Source organism: Synechocystis sp. PCC 6803 substr. PCC-P (genome assembly GCF_000284455.1).
Lineage (GTDB): Bacteria > Cyanobacteriota > Cyanobacteriia > Cyanobacteriales > Microcystaceae > Synechocystis.
Genome location: NC_017039.1, coordinates 3,340,541 through 3,361,092, shown reverse-complemented (window position 1 = coordinate 3,361,092; position 20,552 = coordinate 3,340,541). Strand labels below are relative to the sequence as shown.

Here is a 20,552-nt window from a genome sequence, read left to right as displayed (position 1 = left end):
TGTTTGGGGGTTGCCTAGTCCTTTGGGCCAAACGCCTGTAGCAATCAAGCTGTCAACGCTGTTAGCAGTAGGTCGAAAGTTTTAACTTCAACGGCTTAGTTAAAGGGAATAAACCTGGCCGCCGAGGAACACCCTGGTAATCCCCTTGGATTTGAGTGCCTGGGCGGTTTTTTGGACAATGCTAGCGTCGGGCAGACGAATTACCTTTTGGGTTTTGAGGGAAAAGCGCCGGGCCACCCGATGGTTATCAAAAACAGGTAGGGTTTTTGCCTGGACTTCTTCGGGGGGTAAGGCCCCATCAAGACTAAATTCCTTCAGGGGACGGACAATCAATTCCCCCCTTCTGTCCACCACTAGGTAGCAGTTTTTGGGCATAGAAGCTTCTATTAGGGGCAAAATTGAAACTAGCTCTGCGGTGTTTGCTAGGGTTTGTTTGGTGGCCACTGGGGTGGGAATATAATCCTCTTCCCCTTGGTCTTCGTCGAAATCGTCTAATTCATCTTCAAACTCATCATCATCGTCTTCGTCGTCAAGGTCATCGATATCTTCGCCATCCAGTAAACCCAAGTCCTCGTCTATGTCCTTGACAATTTCATCTAGGGCGGAAGATTTAATTGAAACAATCTGGGGGCGTCGCCCCATGGGGGCATCGGGCGGTACTTCAGTTTTTGCCACTGACATGGTGGTTGGGATATCACCAAATCCTGTTGGATCGGGCTGGGCTAGGGAGGGGATGGCGATCGCCGGCGGATCAATGGTTTTTTCCGCATCGGTAAACTCCCCAGGCTCTGGGGCAACGGGGCTGGCGGTGACTCGACGACGGGAACGCACCCTTCTGCCCTGGCCACTAGCATTAGTTTCATTAGTCTCTCTGTCTTGATGATTCGGCCCAGCAACAGGGGCCACCTCCGCCACGGCATCCCCAGGGAGATTGGTTTCTGCCACTTCCAACTTTTTCCTAGATGGCTTGGGCAACGGCAACGTCAACTGGGCATCATTTTTAATTCCCTTACTGCCCCTTTTTTCCTGCACTAAGGTTTCATATTCCCCACTGGCGATCGCCGTTTTTAAGAGACGACTGACGGTGGAAATGCTCACCCCAAAACGTTCCGCCAGGGTGGTGGTGGTGGCGGGGGTTTGCCGGTAGAGGTCCACCAACTCTTGTTTATCGGTGTCGGTCAGCTTAGCAGGACTCATGGCAGTAACCATCAGGACAATTTGACATTAGTGGAACAGACGACAGGGGCGAATCTGCTAATATGTGGTTGATTCGGCGGCGGCCGGGCAAAGGAGCACAGCCTTGGATAAGACTCCAAGGACTTAACTTTTTCCCACTACGGCCGAATGGTCCTATTCCAGCTACCTTGCAATATATCATTATGCCAATTGCTGCGGCGAAACCGGCCCTTCTTGTCCTTGCGGATGGCACCCCTTATCCCGGTTGGTCCTTCGGGGCCGATGGTACCACAGTGGGAGAGGTGGTATTCAACACGGGTATGACCGGCTACCAGGAAGTGATGACCGACCCCAGTTATTGCGGCCAAATTGTCACGTTTACCTATCCTGAGTTGGGCAACACCGGAGTCAATGCAGAGGACGAGGAATCTATCCATCCCCATGTAAAGGGGGTAGTGGCCCGCAACATCACCCGCCGCCCCAGCAATTGGCGATCGACCCAATCCCTACCGGACTATTTGGTAGAACATAAAATCATCGGCATTTACGGCATCGACACTAGGGCCCTGACTCGCAAGTTGCGTTCCATCGGTGCCATGAACGGCGGCATCTCTACGGAAATCTTGGAACCGGAAGCCCTGTTGCACCACATCCAAGCAGCTCCTTCCATGGCCGGGTTAAATTTGGTTAAGGAAGTGACCACCCATGAAGTTTACGAATGGACTGATTCCACCAATGACCATTGGCAGTTTGGGCCAGTGGCAGAACAACAGGGACAACCGCCCCTCACCGTGGTGGCGCTGGACTTTGGCGTTAAGCGTAATATCCTGCGTCGCTTAGCTAGTTACGGTTGTCGTGTGATTGTGGTACCTGCTAGCACCTCCGCTGCTGAAATTCTCCAGTACAACCCCGATGGCATTTTCCTTTCCAATGGCCCTGGTGATCCCTCCGCTGTTGAAGAAGGTATTGTCACCACCAAAGAGTTATTGGCGGCTAAAAAGCCCATGTTTGGCATTTGCATGGGGCATCAAGTGTTGGGGTTATCCCTGGGAGCGGAGACCTTTAAGCTCAAATTTGGTCATCGAGGGCTCAATCAACCCTGTGGCCTGGAGCAACAGGTGGAAATTACCAGCCAGAACCATGGTTTTGCGGTGACGGAAGGTTCCCTGGCCGAAGAAGTGGAAATTACCCATTTCAACCTCAACGATAAAACGGTGGCGGGGCTACGCCATAAAGAATTGCCCTTTTTCTCGGTGCAGTACCACCCGGAGGCCAGCCCTGGACCCCATGATGCCGATTATCTGTTCGAGAAGTTCGTCAAGTTGATGCGACAACAAAAGGCAGAAGTCGCCGGTTAGTAAAACCTAGTAACAGCTACGATTTATCGTACTATCGATCACCAAGGTAGTGCCGTTAATACTATCGTTGCTTCATTTTTAGGAAAAATATCTGGTAATAAAAGGCTAAAAAATTTAACGTTATCTTTAGTTAACATTGATATTTTCTAACCTTAATGGGGACAGATTACTTGGTAAGTTAAAGGTTTATTCTGCTCAAATTCAGCAATATTTGCCAGTGTCGTTGCGGCAATGGTTTGCAGAGCGTTGTGGGTAAAGAATCCCTGATGAGCTGTGATCATTACATTGGGAAAAGATTGTAGCAATTGAAAGGTATCATCTTGAATGATAGTATCAGAATGGTCAGTAAAAAATAGCTCTTCCTCTTCTTCGTAAACATCAATGCCTAAAAAGCCAATTTTATGGGATTTAATCCCCTGAATAACCGCTTGGGTATCAATTAAATGACCTCGACTTGTGTTGATTAACATAACCCCTGGCTTCATTTGGGCAATGGTATTAGTGTTAATTAGATAATGGGTTTCCGGCAGTAGGGGACAGTGGAGAGAAATAATATCAGAATGAGCTAAAAGTTCATTTAAAGATACATAGAGGGCTTGGCCAATGGCAGTAAATTTATCGTTAGGAAAGGCATCGTAGCCCAATAAATGGCAGCCAAAACCATTCATAATTTGAGCAAAAGCTAGACCAATTTTGCCAGTACCAATCACTCCGACGGTGGTGCCATGGAGATCAAAACCAAGTAACCCTTCTAGGGAAAAATTATCGTCCCTAACGCGGTTATAGGCTCGATATAACTTTCTATTTAGAGCCAGAATTAACCCCACAGTATGTTCTGCGACTGCATGGGGAGAATAGGATGGTACATGGACTACTTTTAGCCCCAGATCTGCGGCTGTTTTGAGGTCAACATTATTATAGCCCGCACTGCGCAGAGCGATTAATTTTGTGCCCTGGGCAGCTAACTTTTCTAGCACCGGGGCAGGAGCTTGGTCATTAACGAAGAGGCAAATAACGGGGCAATCCTCCGCTAAAATAGCGGTATCAAGGTTGAGTTGGGCATCAAAAAAGACCATTTCCCGTTGATGGGGGTGGTTTGCTTGTTGGAAAAATTGACGATCATAGGCTTTACTGCTAAAAAAAGCGATTTTCATGACGATTATGGGAAGTAGTTTAGAACGTGTTTGGAAAGTTTTATTCCGCCCCCTAAATCCCCCAATAATGGGGTACTTTCACCCAGCTTCACCCCAAATTTGGGGGCCAGGGGGGCTTGTTAAACAGGCTCTTAGAGCACTATTTAGTCAAGGGTATTTTTTCCAATCTTAAAAGAAATTTTCTGATTCTTCCTGCATTTGTATTATTTAATACTCCCCTAGCTCTGGCGATTGCCGTAGCGGTAGATATTGACTCACACTGGGGCAACTGTAGGGTTTGGCCTCCAACTCCTGTGTTTGGCTGTGATGCATTTTCAGCTTCCCTTTAGCTAGCCCTTTCTTTCCTAAACCTTGGGATACTGCACCACACAATATCCATCTCAAGAATGACCGATGGGGTCAGAAGACCACACTCTGCCACCGGTCAGCGTTGGGTAGTTCGCCCCATCTTCCTTCGTTCTCAGTAGTACCATCAGGCTGGGCAATTTTGTTGGCCATGGTGCAGAAAAATGGTTAATCTGGGTTTTCGGTGAGCGATAATGTGAAGAATAGTTACAAGCAAAATCGCTCAGGTTAATTTCGTCTCCCTCCCCAAATTTGGCGATCGCCCCCATGAAGCGGTTAAAGGCGAACGAACCACTGCCTAGGCTAACTGGTAAAATTAACCACCGCCCCCAGGCTGAGGGGCCCTTTGGGGTCTCCCATTGCTGTCCAGATGTCCTTCCAATATCCGTTGCTAGCTCCTATGACAAACTCCTCTGTTGCCACCAATTCTAACCAACCATTCCTTGGTCAACCTTGGTTAGTGGAAGAACGAGATGCCTGTGGTGTGGGTTTTATTGCCAATCTCCGGGGTAAGCCGGACCATACCCTGGTGGAGCAGGCCCTAAAGGCTCTGGGGTGTATGGAACATCGGGGGGGATGCAGTGCCGATAACGATTCAGGGGACGGGGCCGGGGTGATGACCGCCATTCCTCGGGAACTACTGGCCCAGTGGTTTAACACCCGCAATTTGCCCATGCCCGATGGCGATCGCCTGGGGGTGGGAATGGTATTTTTACCCCAGGAACCCTCCGCTAGGGAAGTGGCCCGGGCCTACGTAGAAGAAGTGGTACGGCTGGAAAAATTAACAGTGTTAGGGTGGCGGGAAGTGCCCGTTAATTCTGATGTGCTGGGCATTCAAGCCAAAAATAATCAGCCCCACATTGAACAAATTTTAGTTACTTGTCCCGAAGGTTGTGCCGGAGATGAATTAGATCGGCGATTGTACATTGCCCGCTCCATCATTGGTAAAAAATTAGCGGAAGATTTCTACGTTTGTTCCTTTTCCTGTCGCACCATTGTCTATAAAGGCATGGTCCGGAGCATTATTCTGGGGGAATTTTATTTAGATTTAAAAAATCCTGGATATACCAGTAATTTCGCCGTTTACCACCGTCGTTTCAGCACCAATACCATGCCCAAATGGCCCCTGGCTCAACCCATGCGGCTATTGGGTCATAACGGGGAAATTAATACCCTTTTAGGCAATATTAATTGGATGGCGGCCAGGGAAAAAGAATTGGAAGTGTCGGGCTGGACAAAGGCGGAGTTAGAAGCATTAACTCCTATTGTTAACCAAGCCAACAGTGATTCCTATAACCTTGATAGTGCCCTGGAATTGTTGGTGCGTACTGGCCGCAGTCCCCTAGAAGCGGCGATGATTTTAGTGCCGGAAGCTTATAAAAATCAGCCAGCTTTAAAAGATTACCCGGAAATTAGTGATTTCCATGACTACTACAGCGGTTTACAGGAACCCTGGGATGGCCCCGCTTTATTAGTATTTAGTGACGGCAAAATTGTTGGCGCTGGGCTAGACCGGAATGGTTTACGGCCCGCCCGTTATTGCATTACCAAAGATGACTATATTGTCTTGGGTTCCGAAGCGGGAGTCGTGGATTTACCGGAAGTAGATATTGTTGAAAAAGGTCGCCTAGCACCGGGGCAAATGATTGCGGTGGATTTGGCTGAGCAAAAAATTCTCAAAAACTATCAAATTAAACAGCAGGCGGCCCAAAAATATCCCTATGGGGAATGGATAAAAATCCAGCGTCAAACGGTAGCTTCTGATAGCTTTGCTGAAAAAACTTTATTCAATGACGCTCAAACTGTACTGCAACAACAGGCAGCTTTTGGCTACACCGCTGAAGATGTGGAAATGGTAGTGGTACCCATGGCCAGCCAAGGTAAGGAACCAACTTTTTGCATGGGGGACGATACGCCCTTAGCTGTACTATCCCATAAACCCCGCTTACTGTACGACTATTTCAAACAGCGCTTTGCCCAGGTGACCAATCCCCCCATTGATCCTCTGCGGGAAAATTTGGTCATGTCCCTAGCTATGTTTTTAGGCAAACGGGGCAATTTGTTAGAGCCTAAAGCGGAATCCGCGCGGACGATTAAACTCCGATCGCCATTGGTCAATGAAGTAGAGTTACAGGCCATTAAAACTGGACAGTTGCAGGTGGCAGAAGTTTCTACCCTTTACGATCTAGATGGGGTGAATAGTCTGGAAACCGCCTTAGATAATTTAGTTAAAACGGCGATCGCCACTGTGCAAGCCGGGGCAGAAATCTTGGTTTTAACTGATCGTCCTAACGGCGCAATATTGACTGAGAATCAAAGTTTTATTCCCCCCTTGTTGGCAGTGGGAGCAGTACATCACCATCTAATTCGGGCCGGGCTAAGGCTAAAAGCGTCCCTAATTGTGGACACCGCCCAGTGTTGGAGTACCCATCATTTTGCCTGCTTGGTAGGCTATGGTGCTTCGGCCATTTGTCCCTACCTAGCGTTGGAATCCGTGCGGCAATGGTGGTTAGATGAAAAGACCCAAAAGCTGATGGAAAATGGGCGCTTGGATCGGATTGACTTACCCACGGCGCTGAAGAATTATCGCCAATCCGTGGAAGCAGGATTATTTAAAATTCTCTCCAAAATGGGCATTTCCCTGCTGGCTTCCTACCACGGTGCCCAAATCTTCGAGGCGATCGGTTTAGGGGCGGAATTGGTGGAATATGCCTTTGCTGGAACTACCAGTCGGGTGGGCGGTTTGACCATCGCTGATGTGGCCGGGGAAGTAATGGTTTTCCATGGCATGGCCTTCCCGGAAATGGCTAAGAAGTTAGAGAACTTTGGCTTTGTCAACTACCGTCCCGGCGGAGAATATCACATGAACTCGCCGGAGATGTCCAAGTCTCTCCATAAGGCAGTGGCAGCCTACAAAGTGGGCGGTAATGGTAACAATGGGGAAGCCTATGACCATTACGAGTTGTACCGTCAATATCTCAAAGACCGTCCTGTCACTGCCCTGCGGGATTTGCTCGATTTCAATGCAGACCAACCGGCCATTTCCTTAGAAGAAGTGGAATCGGTGGAAAGTATTGTCAAGCGCTTCTGTACTGGCGGTATGTCCCTCGGTGCGTTGTCCCGGGAAGCCCATGAAACCTTGGCGATCGCCATGAATCGTTTAGGAGCTAAATCCAATTCCGGGGAAGGGGGAGAAGATGTAGTACGTTACCTCACTCTAGATGATGTGGATAGCGAAGGAAATTCCCCCACCTTGCCCCATCTCCACGGCCTGCAAAATGGAGACACGGCCAACTCCGCCATTAAGCAAATTGCCTCCGGTCGTTTTGGGGTTACCCCGGAATATTTGATGAGTGGCAAACAGTTGGAAATTAAAATGGCCCAGGGTGCTAAACCTGGGGAAGGGGGGCAGTTACCAGGCAAAAAAGTCAGTGAATATATTGCCATGTTGCGCCGTTCTAAACCCGGTGTAACCCTCATTTCTCCGCCGCCCCACCATGACATTTACTCCATCGAAGATTTAGCCCAATTAATTTACGATCTCCATCAAATCAATCCCGAAGCCCAGGTATCGGTGAAATTGGTGGCGGAAATTGGTATTGGTACGATCGCCGCTGGGGTTGCTAAGGCCAATGCGGATATTATCCAAATTTCTGGCCATGACGGTGGTACAGGGGCATCACCTTTAAGCTCCATTAAACACGCTGGTTCTCCCTGGGAGCTTGGTGTTACGGAAGTGCATCGGGTGTTAATGGAAAACCAACTGCGCGATCGGGTTTTGCTGCGGGCTGATGGTGGTCTGAAAACCGGTTGGGACGTAGTGATGGCCGCCCTTATGGGAGCGGAGGAGTATGGCTTTGGCTCCATTGCCATGATTGCCGAAGGTTGCATTATGGCCCGGGTTTGCCACACTAATAATTGTCCCGTCGGGGTTGCCACCCAGCAAGAACGGTTACGGCAACGCTTTAAAGGAGTGCCGGGGCAGGTGGTTAATTTCTTCTATTTCATTGCCGAGGAAGTGCGCTCCCTGTTGGCCCATTTAGGTTATCGCAGTTTGGACGACATCATTGGCCGCACTGATCTACTCAAAGTTCGCTCCGATGTCCAGTTGAGCAAAACCCAGAATCTGACCTTAGATTGTCTGTTAAATTTGCCCGACACGAAGCAAAACCGGCAATGGTTAAATCACGAACCAGTCCACAGCAACGGCCCAGTGTTGGACGACGACATTTTGGCCGACCCTGACATCCAAGAAGCCATTAACCATCAAACCACTGCGACCAAAACCTATCGGCTGGTCAATACCGACCGCACTGTGGGCACCCGTCTCTCCGGGGCGATCGCCAAAAAGTATGGCAACAATGGTTTTGAAGGTAACATTACCCTCAACTTCCAAGGCGCCGCTGGTCAGAGTTTTGGTGCCTTTAACCTGGATGGCATGACCCTACATCTGCAAGGGGAAGCCAACGACTATGTGGGCAAAGGCATGAATGGGGGTGAAATTGTCATCGTGCCCCATCCCCAGGCGAGCTTTGCACCGGAAGACAATGTAATTATTGGTAACACCTGTCTCTATGGAGCGACGGGGGGCAACCTTTATGCCAACGGCCGGGCGGGGGAACGCTTTGCAGTGCGTAACTCCGTGGGTAAAGCCGTGATTGAAGGAGCTGGCGATCACTGTTGTGAATATATGACCGGTGGCGTGATTGTCGTCCTTGGCCCTGTGGGTCGGAACGTTGGTGCTGGCATGACTGGTGGTTTGGCTTACTTCCTCGATGAAGTAGGGGATTTACCAGAAAAAATCAACCCGGAAATCATCACCTTGCAAAGGATCACAGCTTCTAAAGGGGAGGAACAATTGAAATCCTTGATTACTGCCCACGTTGAACACACAGGTAGCCCAAAAGGCAAGGCAATTCTGGCTAACTGGTCCGATTATCTCGGCAAATTCTGGCAGGCCGTTCCTCCTTCCGAAAAAGACTCTCCTGAAGCCAATGGGGATGTCAGCTTAACCGGGGAGAAGACACTGACCTCTGTCTAGTTAATCGTTCCGCTCAAATAAGGGGAGGAAATCTTTTCTTCCCCCATTGAGGGCATCGATTCTGACAATCATCCCTTCTCTTTCTAAGTCTTTAAGTTTACGAAAAATCAGGGTGCGGTATGCTCGCGGAGAGGGCAAAGAAACGTGTAGTTGATATCGTCATGCTTCCGCTTTGAATCCAACTTTACCGATAGGTCCCGTTGATCCATCAGGGGTAATCCAATGGCAAAATTGGGAATCTTGCCGCACAAACTGCCCTCCGGTACTTTTGGTGTCGTACCACTGATCTTGCCAAATGCCGTTGACGAGTAAGCCCATAATGTCCCTGCGGTGAAGATTGCCTTTGTCTCATTATGAAAGTTCCCGCTTGCTTTGGCTAATGCAACTGGCGATCGGTAACTGTTGTTCCGGAATTATTTACTCAATAACGGACAAATAAAATCTAATTACTACTTGCCTTTAGGTGCGAGAAGATATCAATAGTTGCTCAATAGATTCTGCTAAATCGTACAAAGAACTATAATCAAAATTTCTACCTAATTTAGGTTCCCAGTAACGGCCATGGGCCAACCAATTTCGATAATCAAAAGCAGTTATTACTTCTGAAATAAAACTTTTATATTCTGGACAAATTTCTTTCCATAATCTTAGAATATCTCTTTCTAAAGAAGCACGAACACCTTTGCTTTTGTAAATATTTCGCATTTTTCTAGACAAAGGATCCTTTTTTTTCTTGTAACATCGTGTCAAATAATCAACACGAAGTAATGCTTCTAAGGCAGATAAAATCGAAAGCGAAACTGCTTTATCTAATTCCTGTAATCTTAATTTTAATTCTCCTTCAACTTCATTTCTGGTATAACCATTAAACCTCAAAGTATATGCAGGATTTTTGGGGCTAAAGAAAAGTCTTAATGCTTTTTCACTATCACCATAATAATCAGCAATATTTAACAGAGACAAGTTCTCACTAGAAAACGATACTTTTTTAAGCATTGACGACTTCCATTAAAGCTTGAAAAAAAGTTTCCTCCGTAATTTCTAAATAACTTACTTTAGGAGGGCGAGAGGCAATTTTCCATAGCCATTGAGTTTGGGGCGTAAAGTGTCCCAGAAAGAAAGTGCTTGGTTCATCAAAATCTTTCGGAACCAATAAAAACCGAACACTACCCAGATCAGAAATTAAATCAATACGGCCTTGACAACCAACAATAAATCGACCAACTGGCTTAAAAATTAGTCTTTTTTTTCCTATTTTTAATATTAATTGTTTAACTTCATATTCTCCAAAGTGATCTTCTTGTAGCTGAAGTGTTTTCCATTCTTCACCTATTTTGCCTTGTTCTAGATAGCCATGAATATATTCTTGAACAAGCTCATAAAATTCATCAATTTTAGCAAGCCATTTTTGTTTATCTTCCTCATAGTCAATGGCTAAGGATTCATTATTTTCAGATTCTTGTTCTGATAGAAAATCTTCAAACCGCTTTAGATATTGTTTTTTAGACATTGACTTATATCCCCAATTAAAAATCTTAAGAAGATGATTTGTGAGTTAAATCTTCTATCTTTGGTAGAAAAATCACTCCTTAGGATAGGTTTATTCACTGTAAACCACCAAACATTTATTGCTAACATTATAGACCACGTTGGCGATCACCTAACCAATGCTCGTAGATATCGGACTAAAGGGACAGAAATAGATCGCCTATCAAACAAATTAACACTGAGCGCTTCGTCAGTAATAATGATTTTTTGAATGAGTAAGGTATCTAAAATTTTAATCGTTGAATAATTCATTCCAACCTTTCAGCATTTAAGTTTGGTTTGCGCTTGAGCTAGTCATATTTTTGAAGTAGATGCTTCGTCCAAGTCGAGTCCAGATTCTTCAAACGCTTCTTGCTGATTCCATTCCAGTTCCAAATGGATTTGTATTCTGCGTGGAGTAGAAACCTAGACAGTTGCCACGCAAAGAAGAACCGAAACAGTCCGTTTAAACGAAGCGCTTCTCGGAAAAGTCTAGATCTATTTCTTGAACCTGTCTGCTTCTTAGCTTCTGCGGCACTCTCAATATCTTGTGGCGGCAAATCTTCAAGCCTGACTGCCTCGGCCCACAATAGATCGAGAAGAATCAAGCATCGGCGCCGCAAACCATTATGGTAGATTAACCAGTGCTGCAACTCTCTCCGCACCTCCTTATGACTTTCAGATATTCCGGGATCAAAATGCCTATCTTGATAACTTGAATCGAGAAGCTTTCGTAGAGGGAGACTATGACGGAGTAAACTAGTTCCAAATATTGGATATGCGTCAGATACATCCAATTGTCCTTGAAGAATTCTCATCGAAACGTCTCCCAGTATTCCAGACACGACACGAATACTTTCCAAAGCCCAAATAGTCGGTGCGTCAGATCTCACTTCCTTCAATAGATCGCAAAGCTCCCTTAGCTCCTTCTGATTAAGCACTTGGTAGTATTCATCAAGTTCTCGTCCAACAAATATTATCCGTCCCCAGTAATCCTTAGAATTGTGCCAGCGTTTCCAGTACTCTGACACTAATGCCAGGCGAGTTTGGCGGTTTTGTGAGGTCAAGATGCCGATTTGGGCAATCCCGACCACGACTAGTAGTCCTGTAGCAATTGCAGTGATTGTCGCGTTGTCCATTTAAAATTGGGATAGTTAGAAAATTTGAGCCAGACTTAAGGACTACACAGAAAATCTTCAGTCTCCCCAATACAGTGATTGTGTCTATGCTTTGGAGAAGCTTTGTTTCAAGACGAAATAAAATCCTTTCCTGGTAATAAAATATTCTGCTTCGGTGATGATAAGGGGTGAATTAAATGAATAGTCAAAATTAAGGTGAGCCATAAAAGGCCCACCATAATTTTACGGCTTACTTAGCTCCCACTGGCATTCCCAAAATATCCTCAATCTTGGGCATTTGGTCTAGGGGAATGACTCGGCCGAAGTCCTCGAAATTATCAATCTCATTGAAATTGAGGTAGCGGTAAAGTTCGCCTTCAAACGGAGCAACTTTTTCGGAGACGATCGCCAGATATTCTTCCACTGTGGGAATTTTGCCGAGGAGGGCACAAACTGCGGCTAACTCAGCGGAACCGAGATAAACCTGGGCTCCTTTACCCATGCGGTTGTTGAAATTACGGGTAGAGGTCGAAAAGACTGTTACCCCATCTTCCACCCGGGCTTGGTTGCCCATGCAGAGGGAACAACCGGGCATTTCCGTACGGGCCCCGGCGGCGGCAAAAATGCCATATATCCCTTCTTCCCGTAACTGTTGTTCATCCATGCGAGTGGGGGGACAAATCCAGAGGCGACCTTTGACCGTACCAGCTCCTTCGAGGATTTTGGCGGCGGCCCGGTAATGGCCGATATTGGTCATGCAGGAACCAATAAACACTTCGTGGATCACATCCCCGGCACATTCCGACATTAATTTAACGTTATCGGGATCGTTGGGGGCCGCCACAATGGGTTCCTTGATTTCATCCAGATTGACTTCAATAACATCGGCATATTCCGCATCAGCATCCCCACTCATCAAACTGGGATTAGCTAACCATTCCTCCATTTTGGCAATGCGACGCAACAGAGTACGGGCATCCTGATAACCCCGGGCAATCATATTTTTCATCAGCACCACATTGGAGCGTAGATATTCCGCCACAGTTTCTTCGCTCAGCTTAATGGTGGAACCGGAACAGGAGCGTTCAGCGGTGGCATCGGTCAACTCAAACGCCTGCTCGACTTTCAGATCCGGTAATCCTTCCATTTCCATGATCCGACCGTTAAACACATTAACCTTGTCCCCTTTGCCCACGGTGAGTTTGCCCTGTTGCATTGCCACCCAGGGAATGGCATTGACAATGTCCCGCAGGGTGACCCCCGGTTGCAATTCCCCTGTGAATTTGACCAACACCGATTCCGGCATATCCAACGGCATTACCCCCAAGGCTGCGGCAAAGGCCACCAGACCAGAGCCGGCCGGAAAGGAAATTCCTAGGGGAAAACGGGTGTGGGAGTCGCCCCCGGTACCAACGGTGTCCGGTAATAGCATCCGATTGAGCCAGGAGTGAATGATGCCATCCCCAGGCCGCAGAGCAACACCGCCCCGGGTGGAGAAAAAGTCCGGTAAATCTTTATGGGTTTTAATATCAACTGGTTTGGGGTAGGCAGCGGTGTGACAGAAGGTTTGCAAAGTCAGATCGGCGTTAAAGCCAAGGCAAGCTAGTTCCTTCAACTCATCCCTGGTCATGGGGCCAGTAGTGTCTTGGGAACCCACTGTGGTCATAATTGGTTCACAGGAAGTGCCGGGACGAATACCTTGTACGCCGCAGGCTTTGCCCACCATTTTTTGGGCGAGGGTGAACCCTTTGCCGGTATCTGCTGGGGCCGTGGGGCGCACAAACAGAGGAGAAGGTGATAATCCTAGGGCTTCCCTGGTTTTATCAGTTAAAGCCCGGCCGATGAGCAGGGGAATACGACCTCCGGCCCGCACTTCATCCAAAATGGTTTCCGGTTTCAGTTGGAAAGTGGTGATGGTTTCCCCCGCTTTGTTGGTGATTTTGCCTTCCCTGGGGTAAATGGTGATTACATCGCCGGTGTTGAGTTGGTTAACATCGCACTCAATGGGTAAGGCACCGGAATCTTCAGCAGTGTTGAAAAAGATGGGGGCGATTTTTCCGCCCAGAATGTAACCCCCGGCCCGTTTATTGGGCACAAAGGGAATGTCTGTGCCAATGTGCCAGAGCACGGAGTTGATGGCAGATTTACGGGAAGATCCCGTTCCCACTACGTCGCCCACATAGGCTACTGGATGGCCCTTTTGTTTGAGTTCGGCAATAGTCCCTAACCCTTCTGGCATTTTTGCTTCCAGCATGGCCAGGGCATGGAGGGGAATGTCCGGTCGGGTGGTGGCATGGGGAGCAGGAGACAGATCATCAGTATTTGTCTCCCCAGGCACTTTAAATACCGTTACCGTAATTCTTTCCGGCACTTCTGGTTTGTTGATAAACCAAGCCCCTTCGGCCCAAGCATCAATTACTTGTTTGGCGTAGCCGTTGGTATCACTCAAATGGAGTACGTCATTAAAGGCATCAAAGACTAACAGGGTTTTGCTCAGGGCTGTGGCTGCCGCACTGGCAATGTTGGTATCTTTTGACTTGAGCAGTTCGATCAAGGATTGAACATTATATCCGCCGATCATGGTTCCTAATAAGTCCACCGCCCCTTGGCCGCTGATTAATGGACAGGTTACTTCGCCTTTGGCGATCGCCGTGAGGAAACCCGCTTTGACATAGGCCGCCTCGTCCACCCCAGGGGGAACCCGATCCCGCAATAACATCATCAATTCCTCTTTTTCCGCTTCGGGGGGATTTTTTAGCAGTTCACATAGTTCAGTAGTCTGCTGGGCGTTGAGGGGCAGGGGGGGAATGCCTAACTTTTGGCGATCGGCAACGTGGCGACGGTAGGCTTGCAACATGGGATGGTTCTCTCTCCGGCAATATTAGTTCATGGTCAACGGTGAATATTCTATTTTATGCAGGGGAACAGGATAAGTTACCGACAAACGGTTTGGGGCGTGGCGTCAGAAAAATTTAATAGCAGTGATCTCCCTTTTAGTCTTCTATGGAGTACTCCCCTAAAATTGAATTAATGTCACTAGCGGCAATATCTTCTTGTTCAGCTTTACTGTAAATGGTTAACAACAAAATACTGTTTTCTGATTCGAGTAAATAAATTAATCGGTAGCCAGAACTTTTCCCTTTCTGAATATTACTATTCTTAATTCTAAGCTTATAGACGTAAATATCAGAGCCAAACCCTGCCAGGCGATCACCACTAATGACGCCTTTTTGCAAAGCCTCAATAATGGGCTGAACATCAGAACGAATATTTCGATATTTCTTGGCTAAATATTTTAAACTTCTCCTATATTCGGGGGTGAAGTCGATATTGACTAAATGGAGATTATTCGACATCAATTCCCTCCCACATATTTTCTACTGGAATTCTTTTTCCTTGTTTATATTCCTCTAATGCCTTCCTCAAACTCACCTTAATTTCTTCGACAGGCGTGTCATCAGGATCAAACTCACTTCCTTTTGATGCCAATTCATCTGATTCCAAAATAATCACCTTGACTCGGCTGGTATTCCAATGCAAATCACTATCCAAGAGCAATTGTTTGGAATCTTTAACTGTGGCCATTACCTCAAAAGCTCTCATCATTATTCCTCTTTACAACAAAACCAATACCACCATAACAAACTCCATCTAGGCGATCGCCGTCCGGAAACCCACTTTCACAGAATTCTATTATCTGCTCTCCATTGAGGGGCAGGGGGGGAATGTCTAACTTTAGGACGATGAGCTTTGGCAAGATGGCTGGGAATTGCTTAGCATTGTCGGAGAAGTGTTAATCTTTCCTCTGGTTTGACCCCGCCAATAAACCAGGGGCGAAATGGCAGCCGGCAAATTTCAGACTTATTTTTGGCTTTTTGGGCAACTGTGTAATGTGGCAATCTCTGCAAAATCAGCTTTTTTTTCTCCAGCAATGGGCTGATCGCCTAGTGGTGGAACAACTGGGACAACTAACTCCCCTTAGTTTACTGATCATCCTACTAGCGGGGCTAGTCACTAGTTTGACCCCCTGTTTACTGTCCCTGCTCCCCCTCACCATTGCCTACATTGGCGGGACCACGGAAGGCGATCGCCTGCAATCTTTGAGACAATCCCTCTGGTTTGCCCTGGGGTTGGCCATTACTTTGGCTAGCTTGGGGCTGGGGGCAGCGGCTTTGGGAAAAATTTATGGACAAATTGGGCTAGGTTTACCGATTTTGGTGAGTTTGGTGGCTATTTTAATGGGATTAAACCTGTTGGAATTATTACCCCTGCAGTTTCCCAGTTTAGGGGCAACGGATTGGATCAAAGACGATTTTCCCCCGGCTTTGCGGGCCCTATTGGCCGGACTAACTTTTGGGCTAATCGCCTCTCCCTGTAGCACCCCTGTGTTGGCCAGCTTGCTAGCTTGGGTCGCCAGTCGCCAAGATTTGTTACTGGGTAGTGGTCTCTTGTTGGCCTATACCGTTGGTTACGTTGCCCCGCTTATTTTAGTTGGCCTGTTTGCTGGCAGTTTAAAGCGGTTATTGCAACTGCGGCAATGGTCCGGTTGGCTCAATCCCCTCAGCGGCACAATTTTGCTGGGCTTTGGGGTGATTACCTTGCTCTCCCGACTGCCCCTGGGTCAGTGGTTATCCTAGCCTAGATGAAGCGCTGGCCCATGCCCCACTGATTTTTATGATAAAATATTTATGGTAGTTTTAACTATAAATATTCCAGGAGCCGAAACATAGTGTTCACCGCCGTTGCCCCGCCCCAAGAAACCCTGCCCCGTGATTTAGTGGGAGCCATTCAGAGTCTGAAAAAGGAATTGAATGCGGTGATTTTGGCCCACTATTACCAAGAAGCGGCCATCCAAGACATTGCTGATTATTTAGGGGACTCCCTGGGGTTATCCCAACAGGCGGCCAGCACCGATGCCGATGTAATCGTTTTTGCCGGGGTGCATTTCATGGCGGAAACGGCCAAAATTCTTAATCCCCATAAGTTGGTACTTTTGCCGGATTTAGAGGCCGGCTGTTCCTTGGCCGACAGTTGCCCCCCCCGGGAATTTGCCGAGTTTAAGCAACGCCACCCTGACCATTTGGTGATTAGCTACATTAATTGCACAGCGGAAATTAAAGCCCTGAGCGATATTATTTGCACCAGTTCTAATGCGGTGAAAATTGTTCAACAATTGCCGCCGGATCAGAAGATAATTTTTGCCCCCGATCGCAATTTAGGTCGTTACGTTATGGAGCAAACGGGGCGAGAAATGGTGTTGTGGCAGGGTAGTTGCATTGTCCATGAAACCTTTTCGGAACGGCGTTTGCTGGAGCTGAAAACTCAATATCCCCAGGCGGAAATCATTGCCCATCCTGAATGTGAAAAAGCCATTCTGCGCCATGCAGATTTTATCGGCTCCACCACAGCGTTACTGAATTATTCGGGTAAATCCCAGGGCAAAGAATTTATCGTTGGTACGGAGCCGGGCATTATTCACCAAATGGAAAAGCTTTCCCCCTCTAAGCAATTCATTCCCCTGCCCAATAACAGCAATTGCGACTGCAATGAGTGTCCCTATATGCGTTTGAATACTTTGGAAAAACTCTACTGGGCTATGCAACGGCGATCGCCGGAGATTACCTTACCGGAGGCCACCATGGCGGCGGCTCTGAAACCGATCCAGAGAATGCTGGCCATGTCCTAGGGGTGGCATAATCAGGCTCCGGGATTATTAACGGGATAGGCTAGTATGGTGGTCGAGAAGCTATTGATTGTGAGGGCGACAATGACTGCCAAGCTATCCTGGGTAAGTCGAAAACTATTCTTTCCCCTGTTCCTGAGTGGCTGGATGGTAAGTTGTAGCCCCATCAATCCCTTTGGCATGGCCCAGGAATATTTGGACATTGCCAAACTGGAGGAAATTTCCAATCAACGGACGGTGAATATCCAGGGCATTGTGGTTAATGTGGCCCCATTTTTGGAAGGGGGTGCTTACCAAATTCAAGATAAAACCGGACGGGTCTGGGTCAAAACCGATCGCCAATTACCCCGTAAAGGCACCGTGCTGAGCATCCGGGGAGAAGTTGCCTTTGAACCCATTTTCATTGGCCCGGAAAAATTAGGGGAATCCTACCTGGTGGAAACCACTGCCCCCAACCCCCAGGCTACTGCTAACAATGGCGGCCCTGATACCAAAGTCCCCACCGAAGAAACCCCCACGGCGATCGCCCCAACAGAAAGCACTACGAACATTGCCGTTATTGAAGAAACCACCACAGCACAAACGGAACCGGGTGGGACAACGGAAACAACTCAGGTAACGGAAGAAGTAGCTACCACGGAAACTCCAGCCTCTTCTGATACGGCCGCTAACCTCATGCCTCCGGCTAATTCTAGTGGCAATACCACCACCACCATTCCAGTGGCCAATCCCGAAGCCCCGCGACCCATCGCTGACTCGGCCACTGCCCAACCCCCTAGTCAGGCCAGACCCAATTTTGATAACCAGTTCCTGCCCCATAAGCGCTTAAGCAAATAGGCAAAGAGGCGAATTTGTTCTGAATTGAGAACAGGAGATTTGAATATTTTGTAATGCTCTACCATTCCCCACCATCGTCAATTTAGCTGGTGTGGATGCCTGAAGTGGGCTTGAGGTAGGTGTATTGCAACAAACTGCGCTCGTAATTTTCCAGCAATAATTGGGCTTCCTCCAAGCTCATACGTTTATCTTCCATGGCCTGTTCACAGTAGCGGCGCATATTTTCCAGCAAATCTTCGGGATCGTACTGCACATAGCCCAACACTTCGGCGATGGTATCCCCCCTCACTAAATGTTCAATTTGGTAACCTTTCGGATTCATCTGAATATGCACCACATTGATGTCCCCAAATAAATTATGTAAATTACCCATAATTTCTTGGTAAGCCCCCACCAAAAACATGCCCAAATAATAGGGTTCCACCCTGGGGGGAGTCCCTGGCTGATGCACTTCTATTAAAGGATGCAATTCCAATACTGATTTGACATCCCGCAGGTCAATAAATTGGTCAATTTTGCCATCACTGTCGCAGGTAATATCCGCCAGAATGCCCCGCTGGGTGGGTTCTTCATCCAAACGGTGGATGGGCATAATCGGGAAAAGTTGATCGATCGCCCAGGAATCCGGGGCCGACTGAAACACCGACATATTGGCGTAGTAAATAGAAGCCAAGTTAACTTCCAAATTTTCCAAATCATCGGGGACGTATTCTTGCTGACGGCAAATTTGTAAAATCTTGCGGCAACAAGCCCAATAAAGCTCCTCTGCTTTAGCCCTTTCTTTCAGACCTAAATAACCAAAGTTAAATAAACTAATGGCTTCAGTTTTAAACTGTTCCACATCATGGTACGCCTCTTGGTAATTATCCACCGTAATGGTTTCCCAGGTTTCCATCAAATTACGCAAAATGGCATGGTCTTTGCCCTTCACCTTAGGCAAGGGGGGATTAATGTCATTGGTGGCCACAACATCAAAAATGAGTACTGACTGATGGCTGGCGATCGCCCGGCCGCTTTCACTAATCAGCACAGGACAGGGCACTTCAGCGGCCACACAGGCATCCTGCACTGCCGAAATCACATCATTAACGTAATTCTGGATGTTGTAATTTTTGGAAGCGTAAAAATTGGTTTTGGAACCGTCGTAGTCCACCCCTAGTCCGCCCCCCACATCCAGGTAGCGCATATTGGCCCCCAGCTTGGCCAACTGGACAAAAATTTGGCTGGCTTCCGTCATCGCTTCTTTGATCACAGAGATGGAAGAGATCTGGGAACCGATGTGAAAATGGAGCAATTGCAGACTGTCCAACATATCAGCTCGGCGCAGTTGCTCGATCGCCGTCAACATTTCCGGGATGGTTAAACCAAATTTAGCCCGATCGCCAGTGGAAATGCCCCAACGGCCCATGCCCTGGGTACTCAGTTTGGCCCGTACCCCCAAAATTGGCTTAATGCCCAGATTGCTGGAAATTTCGATGGCCAAGGCCACCTCCGCTACCTGCTCCACCACAATAATCGGCCGATGCCCCAGACGACGGGCTAGCAAGGCGGTTTCAATATATTCCCGGTCTTTATAACCATTACAAATTAGTAAAGGCTGATTTTGTTGATCCGGCTCTGGGTTCTCCTGGGGTTGGAGCATAGCCAGGGCAATCATCAACTCCGGTTTAGAACCGGCTTCCAAGCCAAAATTATAGGGAGTGCCGTAGCGCACCAGGGATTCCACAATGTGGCGATGCTGGTTGCACTTAATGGGATAAACCCCCCGGTAGGTGTTGGGATAGCGGTAACGGGCAATGCCCCGGGCAAAGGCCGCATTGAGGCGATTGATGCGGTCAGCCAGAATATCAGAAAAGCGCAACAGTAAAGGCAAGCCAATATTTCTTTGCCTCAAACCCTTAACCAGTTCGTACAAATCCAACGCTCCCCCATGGTCAGCCTGGGGAGAAACGGTCACATGGCCGGCCGCATTAATGGAAAAGTAAGGTTCCCCCCAACCAGTGATGCGGTAGAGGTTTTCGCTGTCGTCAATGGTCCAACGACGGTCTTGGGCGATCGCCTGGGGATTGGAATCAGTTTTCACCCCGGCGGTATGGCCTGCTTCAGTACTGTCGATTAACTCCGGCATTGCCATGACACTTAGTTCTAGTTCGATTGACTGCCCTTCCATGGCTTGCTCCAGCGGTAAGTAAACTGCCTTTGATTTTAAGCCCAACTACAGTGAACTATCCCAACTTGCCCAGTGACTCTGAGGGGGCGATCGCTGTTTAACCCCTGATTAAATTTGATGATAAAGTGCTGGAATGGGCTTCA

At 47.8% G+C, this 20,552-nt stretch carries 15 protein-coding genes; 5 read left to right on the top strand and 10 right to left on the bottom strand.

What is annotated here, in order from left to right; all coding sequences use genetic code 11:
- Positions 1-99 precede the first annotated feature (99 nt).
- Entirely contained in the window at positions 100-1,209 is a 1,110-nt protein-coding gene (locus tag SYNPCCP_RS15565) for a helix-turn-helix domain-containing protein (RefSeq protein ID WP_010874178.1), read from the bottom strand.
- Between the two features lie 170 nt (positions 1,210-1,379).
- Between SYNPCCP_RS15565 and carA the strand changes: the two genes are divergently transcribed.
- Complete coding sequence (gene carA, locus SYNPCCP_RS15560) at positions 1,380-2,534, top strand: glutamine-hydrolyzing carbamoyl-phosphate synthase small subunit (protein WP_010874177.1); 1,155 nt, start codon at positions 1,380-1,382, stop codon at positions 2,532-2,534.
- Positions 2,535-2,686: 152 nt separating this feature from the next.
- Here the strand turns inward: carA and SYNPCCP_RS15555 are convergent, their stop codons facing one another.
- On the bottom strand, positions 2,687-3,688 hold the full coding sequence (locus tag SYNPCCP_RS15555; protein ID WP_010874176.1) for a 2-hydroxyacid dehydrogenase: 1,002 nt from the start codon (positions 3,686-3,688) through the stop codon (positions 2,687-2,689).
- Between the two features lie 715 nt (positions 3,689-4,403).
- Between SYNPCCP_RS15555 and gltB the strand changes: the two genes are divergently transcribed.
- Positions 4,404-9,074 (top strand): glutamate synthase large subunit, encoded by a 4,671-nt coding sequence (gltB, locus tag SYNPCCP_RS15550; RefSeq protein WP_010874175.1) that lies wholly within the window; start codon positions 4,404-4,406, stop codon positions 9,072-9,074.
- A 159-nt stretch (positions 9,075-9,233) separates the two neighbouring features.
- On the opposite strand, the gene SYNPCCP_RS17185 is transcribed toward gltB, so the two are convergent.
- The 7 genes from SYNPCCP_RS17185 to SYNPCCP_RS15520 form a co-directional block, all read right to left on the bottom strand.
- Complete coding sequence (locus SYNPCCP_RS17185) at positions 9,234-9,392, bottom strand: hypothetical protein (protein WP_020861938.1); 159 nt, start codon at positions 9,390-9,392, stop codon at positions 9,234-9,236.
- A 141-nt stretch (positions 9,393-9,533) separates the two neighbouring features.
- A complete protein-coding gene (locus SYNPCCP_RS15545) occupies positions 9,534-10,070 on the bottom strand; it encodes a hypothetical protein (RefSeq protein ID WP_010874174.1) in 537 nt (178 codons plus the stop codon).
- Entirely contained in the window at positions 10,063-10,584 is a 522-nt protein-coding gene (locus SYNPCCP_RS15540; protein WP_010874173.1) for a hypothetical protein, read from the bottom strand. The genes SYNPCCP_RS15545 and SYNPCCP_RS15540 overlap by 8 nt, the downstream gene beginning before the upstream one ends.
- A 328-nt stretch (positions 10,585-10,912) precedes the next feature.
- Positions 10,913-11,740, bottom strand: a complete 828-nt coding sequence (locus SYNPCCP_RS15535) for a hypothetical protein (RefSeq protein ID WP_010874172.1) — start codon at positions 11,738-11,740, stop codon at positions 10,913-10,915.
- A 229-nt stretch (positions 11,741-11,969) separates the two neighbouring features.
- Positions 11,970-14,576, bottom strand: a complete 2,607-nt coding sequence (gene acnB / locus SYNPCCP_RS15530; RefSeq protein WP_010874171.1) for a bifunctional aconitate hydratase 2/2-methylisocitrate dehydratase — start codon at positions 14,574-14,576, stop codon at positions 11,970-11,972.
- Positions 14,577-14,712: 136 nt separating this feature from the next.
- The gene (locus tag SYNPCCP_RS15525) at positions 14,713-15,075 is read right to left on the bottom strand and encodes a type II toxin-antitoxin system RelE/ParE family toxin (RefSeq protein ID WP_010874170.1); all 363 of its coding nucleotides are present in this window, start codon (positions 15,073-15,075) and stop codon (positions 14,713-14,715) included.
- Entirely contained in the window at positions 15,065-15,325 is a 261-nt protein-coding gene (locus tag SYNPCCP_RS15520; RefSeq protein ID WP_010874169.1) for a hypothetical protein, read from the bottom strand. The genes SYNPCCP_RS15525 and SYNPCCP_RS15520 overlap by 11 nt, the downstream gene beginning before the upstream one ends.
- A 284-nt stretch (positions 15,326-15,609) precedes the next feature.
- Here SYNPCCP_RS15520 and SYNPCCP_RS15515 point away from each other — a divergent pair, with 284 nt between their 5' ends.
- The 3 genes from SYNPCCP_RS15515 to SYNPCCP_RS15505 all read left to right on the top strand — a co-directional run bounded on the left by SYNPCCP_RS15515 (position 15,610) and on the right by SYNPCCP_RS15505 (position 18,239).
- Complete coding sequence (locus SYNPCCP_RS15515; protein ID WP_010874168.1) at positions 15,610-16,356, top strand: cytochrome c biogenesis protein CcdA; 747 nt, start codon at positions 15,610-15,612, stop codon at positions 16,354-16,356.
- A 92-nt stretch (positions 16,357-16,448) separates the two neighbouring features.
- A complete protein-coding gene (gene nadA, locus SYNPCCP_RS15510; RefSeq protein ID WP_010874167.1) occupies positions 16,449-17,405 on the top strand; it encodes a quinolinate synthase NadA in 957 nt (318 codons plus the stop codon).
- Between the two features lie 81 nt (positions 17,406-17,486).
- Entirely contained in the window at positions 17,487-18,239 is a 753-nt protein-coding gene (locus SYNPCCP_RS15505; RefSeq protein ID WP_223211306.1) for a hypothetical protein, read from the top strand.
- Positions 18,240-18,321: 82 nt separating this feature from the next.
- Here SYNPCCP_RS15505 and speA read toward each other — a convergent pair whose 3' ends face one another.
- Positions 18,322-20,409, bottom strand: coding sequence for a biosynthetic arginine decarboxylase (gene speA / locus SYNPCCP_RS15500; RefSeq protein ID WP_010874165.1), 2,088 nt, complete (start codon positions 20,407-20,409; stop codon positions 18,322-18,324).
- Positions 20,410-20,552 lie beyond the last annotated feature (143 nt).